This is a genomic window from Ruegeria sp. CDSA236 (genome assembly GCF_059611285.1).
This window is the reverse complement of sequence record NZ_JBXWPG010000008.1, coordinates 47,590-68,805: the sequence shown is the minus strand read 5'-3', so window position 1 is coordinate 68,805 and position 21,216 is coordinate 47,590. Positions and strand designations below refer to the sequence as shown.

Genomic DNA, 21,216 nt, shown 5'->3' with positions numbered 1-21,216 from the left:
GACGTTGGGCAGGGAAGCGCGCCTCGGCGCGCTGCCTCTGGCGGAGATATTTTGAGCCAAATGAAGTCCGGATCAAATGCATCGGCCCCCGTCCACTTCGAGCGTGGTGCCCGTAATCATAGTGGCTTCATCCGAGCACAGAAAGCAGGCGGCGTTGGCCATGTCTTCGGGAGTCGAGAAGCGACCCAATGGGATGGTCGACAGGAATTTGGCGCGAATCTCGGGGGTGTCTTCGCCCATGAAGGATTTCAGCAATGGGGTTTCGCCCGCAACGGGGCAGATCGCGTTGACACGCACGCCGGACGGGGCGAGTTCCACCGCCATGGTTTTGGTTGCGGTGATCATCCAACCCTTGGACGCGTTATACCAGTTCAGGTTGGGGCGCGGGGACAGCCCGGCGGTTGAGGCGATGTTCAGGATCGCCCCGGTTCCGCGTGCCTTCATCATCGGCACAAAGGCGCGGGCGGTCAGATAGACGGATTTCATGTTCACGTTGAAGACACGGTCGAAATCCTCTTCGGAGACGTCTTCTAGCGGTGTAGGCAGATGGGTCACTCCGGCATTGTTGACCAGGATGTCGAGCCTGCCAAAGGCGTCGTGGGCGGTGTCCGCCATTTCCTGAACCGATGCCGTGCTGGCCACATCAACCTGCTGCGCGATGGCCTGCGCGCCCAGCGTTTCTGCCATTTCGCGGGCCGCAGCGCCGTTGATATCCGCGATCATAACGCGTGCGCCCTCTGCATTGAACTTCTGCGCGATACCGGCCCCGAACCCGGACGCGCCGCCTGTTACGATTGCGGTTTTTCCCTCCAACCTCATAGCTTTGCCTCCTTGTCGCCAGTCAAGGCAGAGTAGCAAGGCGCAAAGAAGTTACCAGATCAATCTTCGTCGACCCTGCCGCGCAGAGATTTGACATCCGAACGGGCCTTTTTGGCGGCCAATCGACGTTTGACCGAGCCATAGGTGGGCTTGGTGGCGATACGCCGTTTGGGTTTGACCAGCGCGCGGGTGATCAGTTCGGCCAATCGCACCCGCGCAATCTCGCGGTTGCGAGCCTGGCTACGCGTTTCCTCGCACTGGATGATGATCGCGCCCTCTTTGGTCCAGCGCCGCCCAGCCAACCGTTTCAGCCGCGCCTTGACCGGATCAGGCAGTGAGGGCGAGCGCGCCGCTTCGAACCGCAACTCGACTGCGGTCGAAACCTTGTTCACGTTCTGCCCGCCAGGGCCGGAAGAGCGCACAAAGCTTTCGGTCATTTCCCAGTCTTGCAGGGTGATATCGTCATTGATCCGCAACATGGGGCGGACCTTACAAGTGCTGCGCGGAAACAAAAAGGGCCGCCCTAGCAGGACGGCCCTTCGAAAGTTCAGGAGGTTGGGTCGGTTAGATCAATCGACCAGCCGGAGCGAGCGCTCCGCCAAGGGCTGCCCTAACGGGCGATCCCCCCGGTTGTTCCAACACCTCTCTCCAATCTCTTTCTCGACACTGGATCACCTCCTTTTCTATCTGTTGCGGTTAACTAGGATGGTGACACAAGCTGTGCCATTCTCAAAGCGTTTTTTACACGGGCTGCGCGGTCAGGCGCGCAACGATCACTTTGAAGGGGATCAGCGCCACAAGCGCCAGCGACAACTTTACCAGCCAGTCCGCAAAGGCCAGCGTGACCCATAGGGGTGCCATCGGGCCAGACAGCATGAAGGGAACAGGCTCCCACGCCCAGTTGATCGCGGCGTCTGCATTGGCGCCGAAGATCGCGATCGAGGCAGAAAAGGCGATAGTGAAGAACAATGCTGTATCCAGCGCCGAACCCACTAGGGTCGAGACCAGCGGTGCGCGCCACCAGCGACCCCCGCGCATTGCATTGAACACGGTGACATCGGTCAGCTGGGCGATCAGGAAAGCAGTGCCAGAGGCAACAGCGATCCGCAGCGGCACAGCGGCATAGGTGAACCCGTCGCCCTGCAGCATGATCTGGCTGCCGATCAGCGAGCAGACGATGCCGGTGACGAACCCGGCAAACACGACCTTGCGGGCGGTTGCCACGCCATAGACGCGGTTCATGATGTCGGTGACCAGAAAGGCCAGCGGATAGGTGAAAGCACCCCAGGTCAACAGCCCGTCAAGGATCAGGAACTGGACCAGAATGTTCGAAGCCACAACGATGGTGGCCATGGCAAGGATGCCGGGAATAAAAGCGCGTTGCATATTTTGATGCCCGTTTTGACAAGGTAGCGGCGACTTGGCCAAGGGACTGTCCCAAGGCAAGCCGTGCGTTTAGACCTTTGTTTCAGGCCTGTCAATCGGGCAGCAGATATTCCACCAGTTCCGTCCGCTGAAGGGCCAGAAAATTGTCATCCGAAATCATCGTAACCCGCAACCTTCCCTGATCGTCACGCCAGACCGACAGGCCTTCGAGGTTGTCATGCGTCCCACGCGCGGTTTGCAGCAAGATCTCTTCGGATTGCGGTGTGTCACCATTCAGTTCCCAACGCCTGAGCTGCGACCGAAAGCCTGTCAGGGACACCGATCGTTCCAGCACATAGAACCGCCCGTCGGGGCCAAAATCCGCCGCCACTGGCAGGAACTTGCCCCGTTGCGGCAGGACAAAAGGTGTCGACCAGGCCTGACCATCCCAACGATACACCGGTATGTCCCCCGATACGGTACGGCTTTTCTCGGTCAGGGTGTACAGCCGCCCAAGCCCGTCAATGGCCAGCCCCTCGAACGAGCCGTTATGGTCAAGAACCTCAAAGGCTTTGGGGCGTGGCAGAACCTGCGCCGGGCCGGTCGGATCGGAATAATAAGCCACCCGGTGCACCCCCTCGAATGAGATATAGACCCCACCGTCAGGGGCGATTGCCAAGCCTTCGGAATCGCCAGCAGTGCCCACCAGAACCTTGCCGGTGCTGGACAGGATGGGCCAGTGCCGCTGGATCTCGATGCCAGTAATCTCATCCTCGTTTCGATCAATACGAGCGTCCAACATCGTTGCGCGATCACTCAGCGCGATCATACGGGTCCCACCGTCAAAGATGTGAATGCCCGAATATCCGCCGAACCAATCCGCCTGATGTCGCCAGACAAAATTGTTCAGCAAAGCGGCAGGCTTTACCCCCTCCGCCCAGACCATACCTGTCAGCAGCAGCGCCGCGATCAGTTGGATTGCAAGACGTTTGTGCATTGCTTGGGCAGATCGGCCATCCGGTATTCGCGTCGCTTCTTGGGTGCTGGCGCGTTTGGATCGGGCGGTGGCGGGTTGAGGATGTTGTTCACCCATTGCTGTGCTTCGGCGCAACCATCACCCTTGGGCGGCGGATCCTGGTTCACGCAGCCGCTTGATCCTCTGGGGCAGGCCAACCGCACGTGGAAATGATAGTGATGGCCCCACCACGGCCGGATTTTACGCAGGTAAGCTCGGTTTCCCTTTTCGTCATTGCACATCTGCACCTTGGCACCGGGAAAGACGAATATCCGCGCCACGCGCTTGTCTTTTGCCGCTGCACGCAGCACTGCGTGATGCTGTTTGGTCCAGCTGCCGTTGACGAAGGCACCGTTCGAGCGGCGCAGGGAAATCGAAGAGATATTCTCGCGCGCCTTGCGGGAAAGACGCATGTTGTCACCGGGCAGCATCCAGATATCGATGTCCAGACCCAGCTGGTGGCTGCGGTGGCCCGATGTCATCGGCCCGCCGCGCGGCTGGCTGATATCGCCTATATAGAGACCATTCCATCCTGACTGCTTGGCCGCAAACCGGCTCAGATCCTGGACATAGTCGATCGCCTGCGGATGGCCCCAGTTGCGGTTGCGTGACAGGCGCATAGCCTGCCATGTGGGTCCGGTTTCGGGCAGTTGTACCGCCCCCGCCGCACAGCCGCGCGAATAACTGCCGAAAGCGGCCGGTTTTTGTTGTGAACTTTGCTTTTGGCCTCCGAATAACTGCTTGGCCAGCGGCTCTGAACCTGCGGTACCGGCGAATGTGATTGCGGCAATGACCGCGAAAAAACGTAGTAAAATCATCTGCTCTGATCCCCTTCCGGTTTCACCCAGCGCATTAGGAACAGTCCCAGAATAAACAACAGAACTATGGGTGACACCCCCAGTCGCGCACTACCGGTCAGGGTTGTGGCAATCCCGATCAACAACGGGGCCGCAAATGCGGTGGCGCGGCCGGACAAGCCATACAGGCCAAAGCTCTCGACCGGGGCAACGGGATCGGTGTGGCGCACCATCAGAGAACGGCTGGCCGATTGTAGGATACCCCCCATGCCGCCGATCAGAACACCGCAACCAAAGAACACCAGATCCGGCAGGCCCGACCCTTCGGGCAGGGTGATGCCGTAGATCTGGGTCCGGTCCATCATCACGACGGTGATACAGACAAAGATCAGTACCCAGATCGCAACCAGAATGACAGGTTTGGGGCCGTATTTCTTGTCCAGCTTGCCGCCAAGCCAGGCAAAGGCTGCCGCAGCCAGAACGCTGACAATCCCGAATACGCCGATCTTGATCAGATCCCATTCCAGCACCAGCCGCGCATAAACGCCGCCAAAGGTATACAGACCGTTCAGCGCATCGCGATAGAACATGGACGAGCCCAGATAGCTGGCCAGACTGACGCGATTGCGCAGGTTAGAGACTGATTTGACCAGCAGCTGCAGCGCCTCTTTGACGCTGCCTTTCTTTTCGACATCTGGATCGTCGCGCACCCACAGGAAATAGGGGATCATGAACAGAATGAACCACACGGCGGTGAACGGCCCGACAAATCGCGTGCCTTCGCGTGCTGCGGCGTCCAGACCAAAAACAGGGTCCATGCCGATCAGGGTCTTGCCATTACCCTGCTCAACAAACAGGGCCAGCATGATTGCCAGCGAGATAAGCCCGCCGAAATAGCCAAAGGCAAAACCCGAACCCGATATCTCGCCCACCTCACTGTCATCACCCAGATCGGGCAGCTGAGAATTGGCGAAGATCAGCGCGTATTCCGCCCCGACAAAACCCAGGCCAAAGGCCGACAGCATCAGCCACATGTTTGACCCGTCCGGCAACGTGTACCACAGCGCAGCAGAGCCCACCGCGTACATGATGGAAAAGCCGAATATCCATGGTATACGACGGCCCGAAACATCCGCCATCGCCCCCATCAGCGGGGCACCAAAGGCGATGATCAGCCCCACGATGGTCATGCAGTTCGCCCACACCGTCTGCGCCCGTGCGTCTGCGGCATCGGCGCCCAGACCGGCGTTCAGATAATACTCGGCAGCTACTCCGGCAAAATAGGGCCCAAAAACAAAGGTCACCAACAGCGTGTGATAGGGCTGACTTGCCCAGTCGAAGAACCACCAGCCCCAGATGCGTTTGCGCTTGGAAATCTCTGCCATACCTGCCCCGTTTTTATTGTTGGCGTCATAAGACGGGGCTTTGGCTCAATTCGCAAGCGTTCTGTTGGCGCGGACTTGCTCTTTTGTGCAGGGGCGCTTAGGTCTCAGCAGATGTGAAATCCGGAGGCCCCATGCTGTCGTTGATCCAAATTCTGCTGCTGATTCTGGACATTGTCTGGTTCATCATTCTGGCCCATGTCATCATGAGCTGGCTGATCAATTTCCAGGTGCTGAACCTGCATCAACAGTTGGTTGCGCAGATCTGGTACGGGCTGAACCGCCTGTTAGAGCCGATTTACGGCCCGATCCGACGCGTTCTGCCTGCAATGGGCGGACTTGACCTGACGCCCCTGGTGGTTCTGATCGGTGTCTATGCGCTGCGTATTATCCTGATCAACAATATGGTCTATTTTGTCTGACCTCTTGTTCAGTGAATCTTAGTATGTGATTGTCCTGTCTTAAGAGCAGATAAACCTTAAAACAGGGCACCCCCGCACATGTTTGACGCCGCGCCTTTGCTGCGAGATGTCTTTGGATTCGACGACTTCCGTCCCGGTCAGGAAGAGATCGTCGATGCCGTCACGCTGGGCGAAAACGTGCTGGCCATCATGCCCACGGGCGGTGGCAAATCCCTGTGTTTCCAACTGCCTGCGCTGATGCGCGATGGGGTCACGGTGGTGATCTCTCCGCTGATTGCCCTGATGCGCGATCAGGTGCGCGGCTTGCAGGAAGCAGGCGTCGAGGCCGGCGCGCTAACATCCGGCAATACCCCCGAAGAAACCGATGCCGTGTGGGAAGCGTTGGAGGCCGGACGGCTCAAGCTGCTGTACATGGCTCCCGAACGTCTGGCCGCCGGATCGGCGCTGGGCATGTTGCGGCGGATCAATGTCAGCCTGATTGCGGTGGACGAGGCGCATTGCGTCAGTCAATGGGGCCATGATTTCCGCCCCGACTACCTTCGGATCGGAGAGCTGCGGCGTGCGCTGGATGTGCCTTTGGCCGCTTTCACCGCCACAGCAGATGCGGAAACGCAGGACGAGATTGTCGAAAAGCTGTTTGACGGCACGGCCCCGCGCAAATTTCTGCGCGGGTTCGACCGGCCCAACATCCACCTGGCCTTTGCCGCCAAGGATGGGCCCCGCAAACAGATCCTGGATTTTGCCGCCGCGCGCAAAACCCAATCCGGCATTGTCTATTGCGGCACTCGTAACAAGACCGAGGTTCTGGCACAGGCCCTGCGTGCCGAAGGCCACACCGCCTGTCACTATCACGGCGGCATGGATCCCGAGGATCGCCGCATCGTCGAGACCCGCTTTGCGCGCGAGGATGGTCTGATCGTGGTGGCCACGGTTGCCTTTGGCATGGGCATAGACAAGCCCGATATCCGCTGGGTCGCCCATGCGGACCTGCCCAAATCCATCGAAGCTTATTATCAGGAAATCGGCCGCGCCGGGCGTGATGGCGCCCCGGCAGAAACCCTGACCCTGTTTGGGGCAGATGACATTCGCCTGCGCCGGTCACAGATAGACGAGGGGCTTGCTCCCTCTGACCGGCGGATGGCCGATCACGCCCGTTTGAACGCCCTACTTGGCCTGGCCGAGGCGCTGGCCTGCCGCCGTCAGACTTTGCTGGGTTATTTCGGTGAACAGACCGAACCCTGTGGCAAATGCGATCTGTGTGACAGCCCGCCGGAAGTGTTCGATGGCACCACCCCGGTTCGTATGGCCCTGTCCGCGATCCTGCGCACCGAGGAATGGTTCGGCGCAGGCCATCTGATCGACATCCTGTTGGGCAACGAAACCGACAAGATCCGCGCCCGCCGACATGACAATCTGTCGACCTATGGCATTGGCAAGGACTGGTCGCGGCCCCAGTGGCAAGCGATTTTCCGGCAGATGATGGGCCATGATCTGGTCCGCCCTGATCCCGACCGCCACGGTGCGCTGCGCATGACTGAGGCCGCCAAGCCGATCCTGAAAGGCGAGGCGCAGATCAACCTGCGTAAGGACACGATCCGCAAAGCAACCCGTCGGCCTGCAGTCAAAGAGATGGTATCCGAAGAAGACGCACCGCTGCTGAGCGCACTGAAGGCGAAACGCCGTGCGCTGGCCGAATCCGCGCGGGTCCCGGCCTATGTTATTTTTCCCGATCGCACCCTGATCGAAATGGCGGAAACCCGCCCTGCAACGCTGGACGATATGGCCCGGATCAGCGGGATCGGTGCTAAAAAGCTGGAACGCTACGGGGCCACGTTTCTGGAGGTTCTGACCGGCGCGGTCGAAGAACTGCACCCGGCCCGCCGCAAACTGGCCGGGCGCGATCAGGGTGAGATTTACGACCGCCTGCTCGAAGTTCAGTCGCAACTGTCGCGCGGCCCTGATGGAATCGACAAGCCGCTGACCTGTACCGCCTCGCAACTGGCAAAGGTGGCGCAGTTGCGATCAGACGACCCACGCGCCATCGAACAGGTTCTGGGTGACCGCCGTCACGAAAGGTTTGGAGCCGCCTTTCTGGACGTGCTGCGTATGGCAAGCTAGATACCCACCAACAGGCAAGAAACGAGGGCGACTATGCTGGTAGTGATTTCCCCGGCCAAACGGCTGGATTGGGCAGAACGGAATGTTGAGGTCACGCAACCCGACTTTCAGGATGACGCGATCCGCCTGTCGAAAACCGCCCGCAATCTGACGCTGGGCGACCTGAAAAAGCTGATGGATCTGAGCGATGATCTGGCCCGCCTGAACCGCGACCGTTATCGCGCCTTTTCGGACGCCCCCGATGCTGTGGCGACACGCCCGGCCGCACTGGCCTTTGCCGGAGACACCTATCAGGGGCTCGAAGCGACTTCGCTGGATGCGGAAGAGATGGCCTGGGCCCAGGACCACCTGCGTATCCTGTCCGGACTGTATGGCATATTGCGTCCGCTGGACGCCATTCAACCCTATCGGCTTGAGATGGGCAGTAGGCTGAAGACCCGGCGCGGCAAGAACCTGTACGATTATTGGCGCGACCAACTAAGCAAGGCGCTGAACGCTCAGGCAGCCGGGATCGGTAGCGATGTGCTGTTGAATTGCGCCAGTCAGGAATATTTCGGTGCAGTAGACCCCAAAGCGCTGAAATTACGGGTCATCACGCCGGTCTTCATGGAAGACAAGGGCGGCACGCCAAAGATCGTCAGCTTCTTTGCCAAAAAGGCACGCGGGGCGATGGCACGCTATGTCATTCAACACCGTCTGTCCGATCCCACCAGCCTGACAGAGTTCGACTCGGGCGGCTATGAATACCGCCCCGACCTGTCAGAGAACGACAAGCCGGTCTTTATCCGGCCCTATCAGGCCTCAGCCAGCATCGACGGGTCGTAAGAGACCAGTTCAACTGTGTTGCCTTCTGGGTCTTCGGTGAAAATTCCGCGCCAACCAACCCATCCGAACTGCTCGACGCGATAGGGTTGGCCGATCTTGTCATACCAACTCATGACCGCCGCCTGCTCGTCGAAGGGCAGCGACAATGCGATATGATGCAGCGACGATCCCGCTCCTGTTACGGGATCTTCGGCACCGGCCCGATGTTGCCCCGGTCGTGGCGCGGTGCTGTGGTGAAACAGGGCCAGAACTTGCGTATGGCCGCCAAACCCCTCGGCTATCCGGAAGAAGGTTATAGCGCTGTCATGGTCACCGCTCAGACGCTGCAGGCCGATCACCTGTTCATAGAACTGCACCATAGCGGCCATATCTGCGCAGCGAATGGCAATCTCGCCCAGCGCGCGGGGGTGAAATCCACGGTCATCAGTCATGTCGGCAGCCTAGAACGCTCGGGTTTCGTCATCAAGAACCGGTTGCGTTCCGTCTGGCCGATGGTCAAGGATCATCTGGTGGATTTTCTGTTTTTGCAGCGGTTTGGTCAGGTAGTAGTCCAATCCAGCCGATAAAATACCCTGATCATCTCCGCTCATTGCATGTGCGGTCAGGGCTACGATCGGGACGTGCTGATTGGTTTCAACCTCGCGGCGGCGGATTTCACCTGTGGCCTGTTTACCATCCATTCCGGGCATCGAGATATCCATGAATATCAAATCCGGGTCGAATTCCAGATGGGCGGCGACCGCCTCAAGCCCGTTGCCCGCAAAGCGAAGATCAATGTTCAGATCCTTGACCATTTTGCGCAGGATCAGCTGGTTGGTCTTGTTGTCCTCAGCAGCCAGAACCCGCATGAGCCTTTGATCCCCGGCAATCGGTCTGACCTGCGCAACCGTTGGGTTTTGCGTGTCGGAACCATTCGATATCGAATCCGCTGATCGTCCCAGAGCGGTCAGACGTGCATATAATTCTGAACGAGGGATCGGCTTTTGCAACACTCCGTCAATAAGCTCGCAGGCCGGATGAGCATGAATCACGCCGGGATTGGCCGACATGACCACGACAGAGGTATCCGTCCACCCCCGGCCCTTTATCGTGGCCGCCAAATCCAGCCCGTCCATGTCCGGCAGATCGTGATCGCACAGCACCAGATCTACCGTGTCATCAAGCTTAGCCAGCGCCTCGGTTCCGGTTGTACATTCGGTAACCTTGGCACCTAGGCGACCAAGTTGCTTTGACAGGATCGCTCGATTGACAGCCAGACCTTCAACCACAACCACATGGCGCAGACATCCTTCCATATTCGGTGGGGCGGGTTGCGGACCCTCGACCGTCGGCAGCGTTATCCGAAATCCAAAACAGGACCCCTGGCCCGGCTCGCTTTCGACCCAAATGGCACCGTCCATCAATTTGATCAGTCGTTTGGTGATGGCCAGACCCAACCCGGTCCCTTCAAACTGTCGGTTTTGTTCATCCTCGACCTGATTGAATTCACCAAAGATATGCGCCGCTTTATCCTCGGCAATACCGATACCGGTATCTTCTATGGCAACATGAATATCACAGGCCTGGGCCTCCGCGCGGGGGACCCCCGTGACGCGGATCAAGACATGCCCTTCCGCCGTGAACTTGACCGCGTTTCCAACCAGATTGGTCAAGACCTGACGCACCCGGCCCGGATCGCCCACGAACAGGGTTGGCAAAAACAGGTCATAGTCGACTAAAAGGCTTAAACCCTTGTCACGAACACTGGGCTGCAGCAGCATCGCCACCTCAAGGATACAGCGTTCGAAATCGAACTGTTCGGGGTGCAGGACCAGCTTATCCGCCTCAATCTTCGAGTAATCCAGAACATCGTTGATGATCACCAGCAAGGCTTCACCGGAATTGCGGATCGTGTTGAGATAGAGCCGTTGTTCTTCATCCAGCGCGGTTTCGGTCATCAACTCGGTCATGCCAACAATACCGTTCATGGGCGTGCGGATTTCATGGCTCATATTGGCCAGGAATGCAGATTTCGCGCGGTTTGCGGCCTCGGCCCGTTCGCGCGCAGCGGTCAGTTCGGCCTGATGCCGGACCGAGGCGGTTATATCAAGCGCAAGGCTGACCACATCGCCACCGCCACCGCGTTGATCAATCAGCTTGATATAGAGCCCGTTCCACAGTTTGACGATTTCTGACGGCGGGTTGGACAACTTCCAACGGGCCAGCATCCTGGCGCGCCAATCATCCTGTGCCTCGTCGACGGTATCAATCAGACCCTCCTGCGTAAGGGTTTCCAGAATTCTGCCATAGCTGATACCGGGCGCTACTTCATCCAGCCCCTCAAACAGGCTGAAATATGAGGCATTTGCCCCGATCAACCGGCTCTCTTCGTCGAAGAATGCAAACCCGTCTGGGAAGGTCTGGATCGAATGCCATAGCCGCCGTTCGGCCACTTCGATCTTGGCATTGGCCAAAGTCAGGTCCGATTTAACTTTTTCATTTTCATCGCGCACCGTCTCAACCTCGGCCCGCGTTTCACCAATGCGTTTAGTCAGAGCCATCGCGTGCAGGCCCAATTTCCGGTTGGCCGCTGATAGCTCGGCTTGTTTCATCTCCAGCAGACGTTCAGCGGCAAGCCGTGCGCGTCTTTCCTGTGCCAGTTTGGTTGCAAGACTCATCAAAGGTGATCCCGGTACAATCTGCCCACAGCATCCTGACAGAGCGTGAAAAAGTGTTTAAGCCGTGCCTGTTGCCACAGATCAATGGCAGGCTCAGAGGCCGCAAACGTCCAAAACTGCCTGCCTCGCCGGTACCTGCCTTTTCCTACTCAACGCAAAATCTGCGGTATCTGAATGCGCGAAAGGCGCTCAGATCAAAAAAATTGTGTGGGATTACACGACAAACCTGACGCAGCAAAGCCGGTTCAAACGGTGCTTTACCATGACATGATGCTGGTGATTGGGGCCACAATCAGCATTGTGGTCGAATGACCTAACGCCGACCTTCGCGCAGCCAACCCGCCAGGAGGAACCCACCGGCCAGCAAAAGCACCAGCCAGGGCGGCAGAACACCAGCCTGTGTTACAGAGCTGGTCTGGTAGGCATCGCGCGGGGTCAGCCCGATCCAACCGCGCCCCGATGCTGGCCGCCCAGCGCGGACAGTGCGGATCGAAGGCAAACCGTCCTCGACCCGGATCACACCGCCGCGCAATTCGGCCAGAACCGGCTCAAGGATCTGATCGGTAGCAATCGTACGCTCAAATTCTTTGGGGGCCGCAGGGCCCAACCCAATCACCGCCGAATGTTCACCCTCTTGCAGACGATAGAGGCCAATCTCGGGGCCGAAGATCTGAGCTTCGAACCGCCCCGGAGAAACTTCGTTCAGCGTCACCTCAAGTGTCTCGCCATTGGGCTGGGTGATGGTAACTGTTCCGACGTCATCCCCCAGGGTTTGACGGATGACGCGCATGATTTGACCATTTGCTTCGGCCCACAGAGCCTCTTCCTCAAGCTCGGGTTCTTTCATCATCCAATGTGCCAATCGCCGCAGCAGTTCAAGCTGCGGACCACCGCCGTCGAAGCCACGGCTCCAGAGCCAAGCGTGGTCAGAGGCGAGCATTGCCACGCGCCCCTCTCCGACCCGGTCCAGCACCAGCAGCGGCCGGTCATCGACGCCGGTCATCAGCGTTTCACCTGATCGGAACAGGACATCAACCTGGCGCAACCATGCACCCCAATGCTCGGAATCGCCCAGATCCGTGGTCACCGGGTGCCGGTGCCCCATATCTGTAACTGTGGGGACAAAGCGTTCTTCGATGACCCGCGCGGTGGGTTGGGCCGGAAGAATCGGCGCCAGCGGCGAGCGGAAGATACTGTCGGCACTGGCAAAATCTGGGCCAGCCGCAATCAGAACCGCACCACCATCATTGATGTAATTGGTGACATTCTCCAGATAGACCGCAGGCAGAATACCGCGCCGCTTATAGCGATCAAAGATGATCAGATCGAAATCGTTGATCTTTTCCAGAAACAGTTCTCGAGTCGGAAAAGCGATCAAAGACAACTCGTCCACAGGCACACCATCCTGCTTTTCAGGCGGTCGCAGGATCGTGAAATGCACCAGATCAACCGAGCTGTCGGATTTCAGAAGGTTCCGCCAGGTCCGTCCACCTGGATGCGGTTCACCCGAAACCAGCAGCACCCGCAGACGGTCGCGCACACCGTTCATCTGAATCAGTGCGGTGTTGTTTCGGTCGGTCAACTCTCCTTCGACGCCGGGTACGGTAAACTGGATGACATTCCGCCCGCCATGGGACAGCTTGACCGGTAGCTCGACATCGACACCGATTGGAATGGTGAAATGCTCTGGCGCATTGCCATCAACCGAAATTTCCAAAGGCGCATTCGCAGCCGCAACAGGAACTGCGCCGCTATCCTCAACCCGCAACGTCAGCGTGACCGGCTCTCCGATAATGGCAAAAGCCGGTGCATTGCGGACGATCAGACGGCGGTCCCAGTCGCTGGCCCGCCCAGTCTGCAACAGGTGCATCGGTGCAGGCAGGTCAGGGGCCTGATCAACGTCATGCACGATCCCATCCGAAACCACGAGGATCCCCGCAATGCGCGCACGGGGTTCCTCGGCCAGGACTTTGTTCAGCGCAGCCATGACCTGTGTGCCCTCATCCCCATCGCTGTCAGCCACCCGGATCCGGCGCAGCTCGGTATTGTCGCGCGTGTCGATCTCGGCCGCCAGTTCGGCAGCGGCCTGTGCTGTCTGTTCCGGGCGATCGGACAGGGTCTGGCTGGCGCTTTCATCCTCGATCATCACCACGATGTCGGTCAGCGGAGTGCGATCTTCGACCTGATAAACAGGCCCCGCCATGGCCGCGATCACGACCAGGGCGGCCAACCCGCGCAAAGCCCAGCCAGACAGGCCCCGCCACAGGGCTAGAACAACGCCTGATATGGCAATCGCGGCAACGACCATCAGAACGGGCCACGGAATCAGAGGGTCAAAGATAACGGTTCCGGTCATTGTCCCAACCTGTCCAGCAGCGCAGGCACATGGACCTGATCCGATTTGTAATTCCCGGTCAGCACATGCATCACCAGATTGACGCCAAACCGATTGGCCAATTCCCGCTGCCGCTCACCGGCATATCCGCGCCCGACCGGCAACAAGGCCTGCCCGTTTCGGTCGACGGCCCAGGCTCCGGCCCAGTCATTCCCGCCGATCACTACCGGGGTCACATTGTCGTTGAGGTTGCGGAACGGCATGCCGTCGATTTGTTCCGCATCCGGCGGGGCGGCTTCGACCCAAATCTCGGTACCGGCATATCGGCCCGGGAAATCCTGCAGCAAATAGAAGGCCCGCGTCAGAACATGGTCATCCGGAACAGGCTCTAACGAAGGGATATTCAGCGGGGCGGCCAGTTGTTGCAGCTTGCGGCCGTTGGGGCTGGCTGCACCGAAACGCGCCACATCCGCGTCGCGCGTGTCGAACAGGATCATGCCGCCCGAGCGGAGATAGGCATTCAGCTTGGCATAGGCTTCGTCCGAGGGTTGCGGCTGTTCCGGCGTGATCGGCCAGTACAGCAGCGGGAAAAACGCCAGCTCGTCCCGTTCCAGATCAACGCCGATGGGCTCTGCCGGCTCGACCGAAGTGCGGAAGAACAAAGTTTGCGCCAAGCCACGCATCCCGGCGCCCGCGATATCGTCAACCTGCGCGTTTCCGGTCATGACATGAGCCAGTACCAGCTCTTGCGTTGCCATCAGGGCAAAATCGGTTTCCTCGGGCGTCTGAGCCTGAAGGTCAGGTGCAATCAGCAACGCACCCAGCGCCATCGCCGCGGCCCGGGCCAGCCCAAGTCGCCCCGACAACAGAAGTGACGCAATGACGTCCACCGTCAGCAAGATCAGCGCGAGGCTAAGCAAAATGCCCCCGACCGGCGTTTCGGCGCTGATTTCCTGCCCTTTGATCGGCACATCAGATGGCCAGATGGCTGGCGTCAGCACCGTATCCGCATCCAGTACATTCAGCGCCAGTTTTTGCTTGCCGCTTTCATACAGGCCCGGCCGCAGGTCCGGCCCGATTGCGCCCGAGGCCAGATCAACCCCATCGACACCGGCCAGGTTATCCGCATCCGACAAACCTCCGAACCCATCCATGACCTGCAGCGGTTCCCAGGTCGTGCCCTGTAGTTGCGATTCTTCCCGGGATTTCGCAGCCGAGGCAACGGCGAGCCGGTCCAGCATCTCGACAAACAGGCCCGAGAGGGGAAGGCTCGACCATTCGGCATCAGCGGTGACATGGAACAGCACCACCTGCCCCAACCCCAACGCCTTGCGCGTGACCAGAGGCGTGCCATCCGTCAGCGATGCAATCACCCGATCAGCCAAATTAGGGTCTGGTTGCGCCATGACCTGTGTGGTCACGGAAACATCCGGTGGCACGCGCAGCCCGTAGAAAGGAGACGTTTCGGGGAACGGAGCCAGACCTTTGGCCTCACCCCAGCTCATCGCGCCGCCGACCGAACGGCCACCGCTGCGCAGGCGCACCGGCAGCAAAGTATCCTCGACATCCCGCCCCAGATCGCTGGCGGCCATGCGCGGCCCGGCAAAGCGCAATAGCAGCCCGCCCTGTTCGACCCATTCGGTCACCGCCAGTTGTTCCGCTTCGGCCAATTTCGCCACATCCGCCAGAACAATCACATCCGGATTGGCGGGCAACACATCCATTAACCCGCCCTCGACAAAATCCGCGGTCGGCACCAGAACCTGCGTCAGATAATGAAGCGGCGACAACAGCTCCAACCCTTCACGGTTCAAACTGCCCGCAAGCAGGGCCACCTCACGCCTGCGCAGGCTGTCATCGGTCAGCGTTACGGCACCCGCCGACCGCTGGCCCTGAATCTCGAACCGGGTGATTCTGGCCCGTAGTTCCGAGGGCAGCGCCAGCTCCACCTGAGCAAGCGTTTCACCTTCAGCAAAGACGACATTGGCGGATTGCAGAACCCGCATTGCGCCCGCCGGATCGCGCCCCTGTGCCAAAATGGTCAGGATGTTTTCCGGACCAGCAGTGGCGCGTTGGGCCGTCAGTTGAATGACACCATCCTGATAGGCGGCGGGCAGAATCGCATAAACAGGCGAGCCTGACTGGTACACGGTCACTTCCCCGCGCGATTGCAACGCAGCCAGAACCGTTTCCCGACCCGCAAATCCCAGACCGTCGCTGAACCAATATGTATCAAAACCACCATCAAGCTGATCCAGCACATCGAGCACCTGATCCATCTGCAGCTGAGTTGGTTGCCAGGGCATCGGAGTCACCCCCGGAAGCCGACCCCGCCACGCTTCGGCGGCCTGAAAGACTGGGGCTTCTGGCTCCGTCAAGTTGAGCAAGGCCACCGTGCGTCCGGCGCGTCCGGCCTCGGTCAGCTGCGTATCAAGCTGGTCCTGAAGCGATGGCCAGCCGCTTGCACCTGCCCAGCTGGCATCCAGCACCAACAACAGCGGCCCCGAACCCACCTGATCCCGCGAGGGATTCAAAACCGGCCCGGCCAGACCGATAATGATCGCCGCCGCCGCCAGCATTCGCAACAGCAGCAGCCACCATGGTGTCCGATCCGAAACACTCTCGTCGTCCTTCAGCCCCAGCAGCAGCGTTACGGCCGGAAACATTCGCCGGATCGGCGCAGGCGGCACAGCGCGCAGGACCAGCCACAGGATGGGCAGGGTCAACAATCCCAGCAACACCCAGGGCGCGGTAAAGCCTATCCCAGCCAAAACCGTCATACTCTGCCCCCGTCCAAAGCGCGATACAGCCATAACAGAGCCGCCTGTGCGCTGTCGCCAGTGTGGTGCAGCCCCAGTTGCCATCCCGTCACCCGACACAAGCGCATCAAGGCATCCTTTCGTTCGGCAAGGCGCGCAAGATACCGGTCGCGAAGATCAGAAGCCTTGAGCGTTTCATGCCGGGCCGAGCCGCCCACGCTTTCGAAAATGGTACGCCCGCGATAGGGGAAATTCTCTTCACCGGGATCCAGCACCTGCAGGACCACCCCGCGCACGCCACGATCCGCAGCTTTGGACAGTGCCAGTTCAACCTCTTCCATCGGGCCAAGAAAATCAGAGATGAACACCGCCCGCGCATGGGGGATCATGGCGCGGTGCTCGGGTGGCGCATAGTCGGCTTGATCATCCTCGGACCAGGCCTGCGCAAGCCGGATGATCTGTGCGTTGCCGCGCCGGGGCGGCAGAGTTGTGCCCGTCAGGCCCACACGCTCACCACCGCGCGCCAGCAGGATCGAAGTTGCCAGGCCCAGCAACCGCGCCCGATCCGCCTTGGTCGGCAGCGCAGCGTCCGAGGCAAAGCGCATAGACGCGCCCTGATCCACCCACAGCATCACCGATTGGGCAATCTGCCATTCGCGTTCGCGCACAAATTGTTGATCGCCACGGGCCGAGCGGCGGTGGTCGATCATCCGGCGGCTGTCGCCAACCTGTGCCGGGCGGTATTGCCAGAAATCATCGCCCATCCCGGAACGGCGACGCCCATGGTCACCCAGCAGGACGGTTCCGGCCAGATGTTCCGCCCGCGCCAACAGGGGCGGCAACCGAGATGCCTCGGCCTCGGATCTTTCACGAAGGGTCAGCCCGGCATTCACGCCGCAGCCTCGGTTCGGATCAGCCCAAGCGCGGTCGAGTCAATCAGATCAGCCAGACTGTCACCGCGCGCCCGTGCCGCAAAGTTCAGCGCCATACGATGGCTGAGGACCGGGCGGGCCATCTCAAGAACATCTTCGGCGTTGGGGGCCAGTCGCCCCTGCAACATGGCGTTGGCACGCACCGTCATCATCAACGCCTGCGCCGCGCGGGGGCCAGGGCCCCAGGCCACGGTTTCGGCCACACGATCGGACACGCCTGCTTCGCCAGGGCGGAACGCGCGGACCAGATCCAGAATCAGTTCGACCACAGACTCGCCGACCGGCATCCGGCGCAACAGAAGCTGCGCCGCCAGCAATTCCTCTTTGGTGAAAATCTGATGGGCGTCGTCTTCTTCGACACCGGTCGTGGCCAGAAGGATATCCCGCTCGGTCTGACGATCCGGGTATTCGACGTCAATCTGCACCAAAAAGCGGTCCAACTGCGCCTCGGGCAGCGGATAGGTGCCTTCTTGTTCAATCGGGTTCTGCGTGGCCAGCACGTGAAACGGCTCATCCAGCGCACGATCCTCGCCCGCAACGGTGACGGTGCGTTCCTGCATCGCTTGCAGCAAGGCCGACTGTGTGCGCGGGCTGGCGCGGTTGATCTCATCCGCCATCAGCAATTCGCAGAAGATCGGTCCGGGAATGAACCGGAAGTGGCGACTGCCATCCTCGGCCGTATCCAGAACCTCGGACCCCAGAATATCAGCCGGCATCAGATCCGGCGTGAACTGGATACGGTTGCCATGCAGGCCCATCACGGTCGACAAAGTCTCAACCAGCCGGGTCTTGCCCAGCCCTGGCAATCCGATCAGCAATGCGTGCCCGCCGCATAACAGCGCGGCCAGCGTCAGATCCACGACCCGCTCTTGCCCGATAAAGCGTCGGGTGATCGAGGCCTTGGCCTCTTGCAGTTTAGTTTCCAGCGCTTCGATCTCGGATACGAGGTCGGCAGGTTCGCTCATGACTTTCCCTTCCGTGGACGAGTATGGTTGAAGTGTATCGCGCGAAAAGGAAATGGCAAAAGTAATGAACGGACAAATCCCTGTGACACCTTCTCCTGATGGCATTGCGGCATCAGTCAAAGCCGCGAAAACACGGGATTTACCCCCTGTTCACCTGTGGAATCCCCCGTTTTGTGGCGATCTGGACATCAGGATCGCAAAAGATGGTTCTTGGAGTTATTTAGGCTCGCCCATCAACAGGTTCGAGCTTGTGAAGCTTTTTTCCTCAATTCTTAAGAAAGAAGAAGGCAAATATTACCTGGTGACCCCGGTCGAAAAGGTGGGAATCACGGTTGAGGATGTCCCGTTCGTCGCTGTCGACTTTGATGCCGCAGGCTCAGGCGCGGCGCAGATTTTGACTTTCAGCACCCATGTGGGTGACACGGCCAAGGCCGGTCCGGATCACCCGATCCGTGTTGAGTTTGATCCGAAGACCCAGGAACCCTCGCCCTATATCCTGATCCGCGCAAATCTAGAGGCGCGCATTGACCGCAAAAGCTTTTACCGACTGGTCGAGATCGGCACCGATCATGAAGACTGGTTCGGGGTGTGGTCGGGCGGTCAGTTCTTTCCGCTGATCCGCTCAGCCGATCTGGGCTGAGCGCGGCCTGCGATCCTGCGCCAGAATAACGGCGACCGCCACGATGCCCGCGCCCAGCGCGCGGGTTGAATTCCACTCATCCCCCAGCACAATCATGATCAGCATCACGTAAAATGGCGCGATGTTCATATGGAACGAGGCCAGCGCCACGCCCAGCTTTCCAACCGAAGCAACGAACAGGATCTGGCTCAGCCCCAGCGAAATCAGCGCGTAAATCCCCAGCATCCCGATCTGCTGCGCGTCGATGGCAACCTCAGGCATCACCTCCATGCCCAGCAACCCAGCGGCAAAGCACAAGATCACGGCCATGGCAAAGCCCCCGATCAACGTGATCGTCGCGCGCCCGGTCTGGCTGAGTTCGGGGAAATCGCGCGCTGTGGTCATGCTGCCCCAGCTGAAAAAGACGACCGACACGACCGCGCATAAGGCCCCAAGGCCCAGCTGCGCCGGGGCGACGGCGCTGGTGGCGATCAGCCCGCCGATAATTGAAACCAGAACGCCCAGGCCAAAATTCCAGCTCAGCCGACGTGTGCCCGCCTTAAGCTCCAGCAGGGTTGCGATTAGTGGCGCGCAAGAGGCGATGATGACGACGGTTACCGGATCGGTCAGCTTTTGCGCCAGGATCAGCAGGAACATCGGGCAGCCAAAGCCAAAAGCTCCGACGATCATGGCCCATCCCCATCTGGCCCTTAGAATACGACTGGGACCGTCCAGCATCAGCCAGATCGGCAGCAGCACCAAAACCGCCAGACCCAGACGTGCCGCCAGCAAGCCCACTGGCGACCAGCTTTGCAACAAGACCTCCGCCGCCGGAAAGCCTGCGGCCCATGCAAGCATCGAGGCAACCGCCAACCCGTTGCCAGACAACGCGGAGTTGCGGTCGGCAGACATAGAAATAGCGGTCCCGCGCACGGGGTCAGGGCTCATTGCCATGGGTCATACCTCTGGTCAAAGCGGCGCCAGAAATGATTCGCCGCATTGTCCCGAACGTCACTGAATTAAACCGGGTGATCTGGCCGATTTTCGACAATCTGTCGTTTTCAGTCCCTTTCGCTGAAATCTCCCGACCGATATGGTCCGGCGAACAGACACGCAAAGGCCATCCATGCCCAAATTCGCTGCAAATATCTCACTGCTCTTTGCCGAATTGCCCTATCTCGACCGGTTTCAGGCCGCCGCGCAGGCCGGGTTCAAAGCGGTTGAGATTCTGTTTCCCTATGATCTGGCCGCCAAGGAAACCCGCCGCGCCCTGTTGGCCAATGGGCTCGAGTTGGTGCTGATCAACGCCCCACCGCCCAACTATACCGGTGGCACCCCCGGATATGCCGCCATTCCCGGCGGTGAGGCGCGGTTTCAGTCCGACATCCGCCGCGTCCTGCGCTATGCCGGGGTGTTACGGCCCGAGAAAATCCACATCATGTCGGGATATTCCACGGGCGCGGATGCGATGGATTGCTTTGTTCAAAACCTGCAATGGGCAGCAGACCACGCTCCCCAACAGCCGTTCACGATCGAACCGCTCAACCCGGTGTCACAGCCTGAATATTTCCTGAACTCTTACGATCTGGCCGCCGAGGTTTTGGATAGCGTGAACCGGCCCAATGTTGGCCTGCAATATGACAGTTTTCACGCCCAGATGATCCATGGCAACGCGTTGCAGGTCTGGCAGCAGTTCCAAACCCGCATCGTGCATGCTCAGATCGGAGCGGCACCGGATCGCTCAGAGCCCGGTCGAGGTAAGATAAATTTTGCGGAGTTGTTCCGAGCGATTGATGACAGCGGCTACACCGGCTGGGTCAGTGCCGAATATCAACCCTCGATCCAACGTACCGCCGAGACGCTCGGCTGGATGCACCTTTGATTGTCCACTGACACTGGTATTACCCGGTAAAATGGCGCAGATCAGGGCAACCACAGACCAAGGATGTCCGGATGATCCCTGCCCGCTATGCCCGCGCCCTGTTCAGCCTGATCATGTCAGGCATGATGTCCTGCATCGTCACCGGTATCGCCACGGCCAAGGCCGTCGGCTTCGGTCCCGCGACGCTGGGCGACTGGATGGGCTCATGGGTTTTCTCCTGGCCCATCGCGTTCACAGTTATCCTACTGCTGGGCCCCAGCGTGCAACGGATGGTCAACCGCATGGTCAGACCACAGGGCTGACCCGCCGCGAAGAGGGCCCGCA

19 protein-coding genes are annotated in these 21,216 nt (G+C 59.7%); 6 read left to right on the top strand and 13 right to left on the bottom strand.

Features of this window, described 5'->3' with window-relative positions; genetic code table 11:
* Positions 1 to 72: 72 nt before the first annotated feature.
* The 6 genes from AC2FLB_RS13725 to AC2FLB_RS13700 all read right to left on the bottom strand — a co-directional run bounded on the left by AC2FLB_RS13725 (position 73) and on the right by AC2FLB_RS13700 (position 5,381).
* A complete protein-coding gene (locus AC2FLB_RS13725) occupies positions 73 to 819 on the bottom strand; it encodes an SDR family oxidoreductase (RefSeq protein WP_496692794.1) in 747 nt (248 codons plus the stop codon).
* A gap of 59 nt (positions 820 to 878) precedes the next feature.
* Positions 879 to 1,298, bottom strand: a complete 420-nt coding sequence (gene arfB, locus AC2FLB_RS13720; protein WP_142638575.1) for an alternative ribosome rescue aminoacyl-tRNA hydrolase ArfB — start codon at positions 1,296 to 1,298, stop codon at positions 879 to 881.
* Between the two features lie 262 nt (positions 1,299 to 1,560).
* Positions 1,561 to 2,205, bottom strand: coding sequence for a queuosine precursor transporter (locus tag AC2FLB_RS13715; protein ID WP_496709438.1), 645 nt, complete (start codon positions 2,203 to 2,205; stop codon positions 1,561 to 1,563).
* A 91-nt stretch (positions 2,206 to 2,296) separates the two neighbouring features.
* Entirely contained in the window at positions 2,297 to 3,181 is an 885-nt protein-coding gene (locus tag AC2FLB_RS13710; RefSeq protein ID WP_496709437.1) for an esterase-like activity of phytase family protein, read from the bottom strand.
* Entirely contained in the window at positions 3,154 to 4,017 is an 864-nt protein-coding gene (gene mepA / locus AC2FLB_RS13705; protein ID WP_496702485.1) for a penicillin-insensitive murein endopeptidase, read from the bottom strand. The genes AC2FLB_RS13710 and mepA overlap by 28 nt, the downstream gene beginning before the upstream one ends.
* Positions 4,014 to 5,381 (bottom strand): MFS transporter, encoded by a 1,368-nt coding sequence (locus AC2FLB_RS13700; protein WP_496709436.1) that lies wholly within the window; start codon positions 5,379 to 5,381, stop codon positions 4,014 to 4,016. The genes mepA and AC2FLB_RS13700 overlap by 4 nt, the downstream gene beginning before the upstream one ends.
* A gap of 131 nt (positions 5,382 to 5,512) precedes the next feature.
* On the opposite strand from AC2FLB_RS13700, the gene AC2FLB_RS13695 reads away from it, so the two are divergent.
* From AC2FLB_RS13695 to yaaA, 3 genes are all read left to right on the top strand, one after another.
* Positions 5,513 to 5,800, top strand: coding sequence for a YggT family protein (locus tag AC2FLB_RS13695; protein ID WP_271951835.1), 288 nt, complete (start codon positions 5,513 to 5,515; stop codon positions 5,798 to 5,800).
* Between the two features lie 78 nt (positions 5,801 to 5,878).
* A complete protein-coding gene (gene recQ / locus AC2FLB_RS13690; RefSeq protein WP_496692798.1) occupies positions 5,879 to 7,918 on the top strand; it encodes a DNA helicase RecQ in 2,040 nt (679 codons plus the stop codon).
* A 33-nt stretch (positions 7,919 to 7,951) separates the two neighbouring features.
* Positions 7,952 to 8,743: a peroxide stress protein YaaA gene (gene yaaA, locus AC2FLB_RS13685; protein WP_496709435.1), complete on the top strand. Its 792-nt coding sequence runs from the start codon at positions 7,952 to 7,954 to the stop codon at positions 8,741 to 8,743.
* On the opposite strand, the gene AC2FLB_RS13680 is transcribed toward yaaA, so the two are convergent.
* From AC2FLB_RS13680 to AC2FLB_RS13655, 6 genes are all read right to left on the bottom strand, one after another.
* Positions 8,713 to 9,174 carry a VOC family protein gene (locus AC2FLB_RS13680; protein ID WP_496709434.1) on the bottom strand — a complete coding sequence of 154 codons (462 nt, stop codon included), beginning with the start codon at positions 9,172 to 9,174 and terminating at the stop codon, positions 8,713 to 8,715. The two genes, yaaA and AC2FLB_RS13680, sit on opposite strands and share 31 nt — an antisense overlap.
* 9 nt (positions 9,175 to 9,183) lie before the next feature.
* A complete protein-coding gene (locus AC2FLB_RS13675; RefSeq protein WP_496709433.1) occupies positions 9,184 to 11,400 on the bottom strand; it encodes a response regulator in 2,217 nt (738 codons plus the stop codon).
* 313 nt (positions 11,401 to 11,713) lie between these two features.
* Positions 11,714 to 13,756, bottom strand: a complete 2,043-nt coding sequence (locus AC2FLB_RS13670) for a hypothetical protein (RefSeq protein ID WP_496709432.1) — start codon at positions 13,754 to 13,756, stop codon at positions 11,714 to 11,716.
* Positions 13,753 to 16,515: a DUF4159 domain-containing protein gene (locus AC2FLB_RS13665; protein WP_496702475.1), complete on the bottom strand. Its 2,763-nt coding sequence runs from the start codon at positions 16,513 to 16,515 to the stop codon at positions 13,753 to 13,755. The genes AC2FLB_RS13670 and AC2FLB_RS13665 overlap by 4 nt, the downstream gene beginning before the upstream one ends.
* Complete coding sequence (locus tag AC2FLB_RS13660; protein WP_496697902.1) at positions 16,512 to 17,387, bottom strand: DUF58 domain-containing protein; 876 nt, start codon at positions 17,385 to 17,387, stop codon at positions 16,512 to 16,514. Before AC2FLB_RS13660 ends, AC2FLB_RS13665 begins: the two co-directional genes overlap by 4 nt.
* Entirely contained in the window at positions 17,384 to 18,391 is a 1,008-nt protein-coding gene (locus AC2FLB_RS13655) for an AAA family ATPase (RefSeq protein ID WP_271951824.1), read from the bottom strand. The genes AC2FLB_RS13660 and AC2FLB_RS13655 overlap by 4 nt, the downstream gene beginning before the upstream one ends.
* A 64-nt stretch (positions 18,392 to 18,455) precedes the next feature.
* Between AC2FLB_RS13655 and AC2FLB_RS13650 the strand changes: the two genes are divergently transcribed.
* A complete protein-coding gene (locus AC2FLB_RS13650) occupies positions 18,456 to 19,031 on the top strand; it encodes a DUF1285 domain-containing protein (protein WP_496709431.1) in 576 nt (191 codons plus the stop codon).
* Here AC2FLB_RS13650 and AC2FLB_RS13645 read toward each other — a convergent pair.
* Positions 19,014 to 19,958, bottom strand: a complete 945-nt coding sequence (locus AC2FLB_RS13645) for a DMT family transporter (protein WP_496709430.1) — start codon at positions 19,956 to 19,958, stop codon at positions 19,014 to 19,016. The two genes, AC2FLB_RS13650 and AC2FLB_RS13645, sit on opposite strands and share 18 nt — an antisense overlap.
* Before the next feature lie 178 nt (positions 19,959 to 20,136).
* Here AC2FLB_RS13645 and AC2FLB_RS13640 point away from each other — a divergent pair, with 178 nt between their 5' ends.
* Positions 20,137 to 20,892, top strand: a complete 756-nt coding sequence (locus tag AC2FLB_RS13640; protein ID WP_496692806.1) for a hydroxypyruvate isomerase family protein — start codon at positions 20,137 to 20,139, stop codon at positions 20,890 to 20,892.
* A gap of 71 nt (positions 20,893 to 20,963) precedes the next feature.
* A complete protein-coding gene (locus tag AC2FLB_RS13635) occupies positions 20,964 to 21,194 on the top strand; it encodes a DUF2798 domain-containing protein (protein ID WP_142638700.1) in 231 nt (76 codons plus the stop codon).
* Positions 21,195 to 21,216 lie beyond the last annotated feature (22 nt).

What these genes read in the sequence shown, in the direction of transcription:
- recQ (WP_496692798.1), top strand. Translation starts at nt 5,879, where the DNA reads ATGTTTGACGCCGCGCCTTTGCTGCGAGATGTCTTTGGATTCGACGAC.
- AC2FLB_RS13670 (WP_496709432.1), bottom strand. Translation starts at nt 13,756, where the DNA reads ATGACCGGAACCGTTATCTTTGACCCTCTGATTCCGTGGCCCGTTCTG.
- AC2FLB_RS13635 (WP_142638700.1), top strand. Translation starts at nt 20,964, where the DNA reads ATGATCCCTGCCCGCTATGCCCGCGCCCTGTTCAGCCTGATCATGTCA.
- AC2FLB_RS13710 (WP_496709437.1), bottom strand. Translation starts at nt 3,181, where the DNA reads ATGCACAAACGTCTTGCAATCCAACTGATCGCGGCGCTGCTGCTGACA.
- yaaA (WP_496709435.1), top strand. Translation starts at nt 7,952, where the DNA reads ATGCTGGTAGTGATTTCCCCGGCCAAACGGCTGGATTGGGCAGAACGG.
- AC2FLB_RS13715 (WP_496709438.1), bottom strand. Translation starts at nt 2,205, where the DNA reads ATGCAACGCGCTTTTATTCCCGGCATCCTTGCCATGGCCACCATCGTT.
- arfB (WP_142638575.1), bottom strand. Translation starts at nt 1,298, where the DNA reads ATGTTGCGGATCAATGACGATATCACCCTGCAAGACTGGGAAATGACC.
- AC2FLB_RS13655 (WP_271951824.1), bottom strand. Translation starts at nt 18,391, where the DNA reads ATGAGCGAACCTGCCGACCTCGTATCCGAGATCGAAGCGCTGGAAACT.
- mepA (WP_496702485.1), bottom strand. Translation starts at nt 4,017, where the DNA reads ATGATTTTACTACGTTTTTTCGCGGTCATTGCCGCAATCACATTCGCC.
- AC2FLB_RS13640 (WP_496692806.1), top strand. Translation starts at nt 20,137, where the DNA reads ATGCCCAAATTCGCTGCAAATATCTCACTGCTCTTTGCCGAATTGCCC.
- AC2FLB_RS13665 (WP_496702475.1), bottom strand. Translation starts at nt 16,515, where the DNA reads ATGACGGTTTTGGCTGGGATAGGCTTTACCGCGCCCTGGGTGTTGCTG.
- AC2FLB_RS13645 (WP_496709430.1), bottom strand. Translation starts at nt 19,958, where the DNA reads ATGAGCCCTGACCCCGTGCGCGGGACCGCTATTTCTATGTCTGCCGAC.
- AC2FLB_RS13675 (WP_496709433.1), bottom strand. Translation starts at nt 11,400, where the DNA reads ATGAGTCTTGCAACCAAACTGGCACAGGAAAGACGCGCACGGCTTGCC.
- AC2FLB_RS13650 (WP_496709431.1), top strand. Translation starts at nt 18,456, where the DNA reads ATGAACGGACAAATCCCTGTGACACCTTCTCCTGATGGCATTGCGGCA.
- AC2FLB_RS13695 (WP_271951835.1), top strand. Translation starts at nt 5,513, where the DNA reads ATGCTGTCGTTGATCCAAATTCTGCTGCTGATTCTGGACATTGTCTGG.
- AC2FLB_RS13680 (WP_496709434.1), bottom strand. Translation starts at nt 9,174, where the DNA reads ATGACTGATGACCGTGGATTTCACCCCCGCGCGCTGGGCGAGATTGCC.
- AC2FLB_RS13725 (WP_496692794.1), bottom strand. Translation starts at nt 819, where the DNA reads ATGAGGTTGGAGGGAAAAACCGCAATCGTAACAGGCGGCGCGTCCGGG.
- AC2FLB_RS13700 (WP_496709436.1), bottom strand. Translation starts at nt 5,381, where the DNA reads ATGGCAGAGATTTCCAAGCGCAAACGCATCTGGGGCTGGTGGTTCTTC.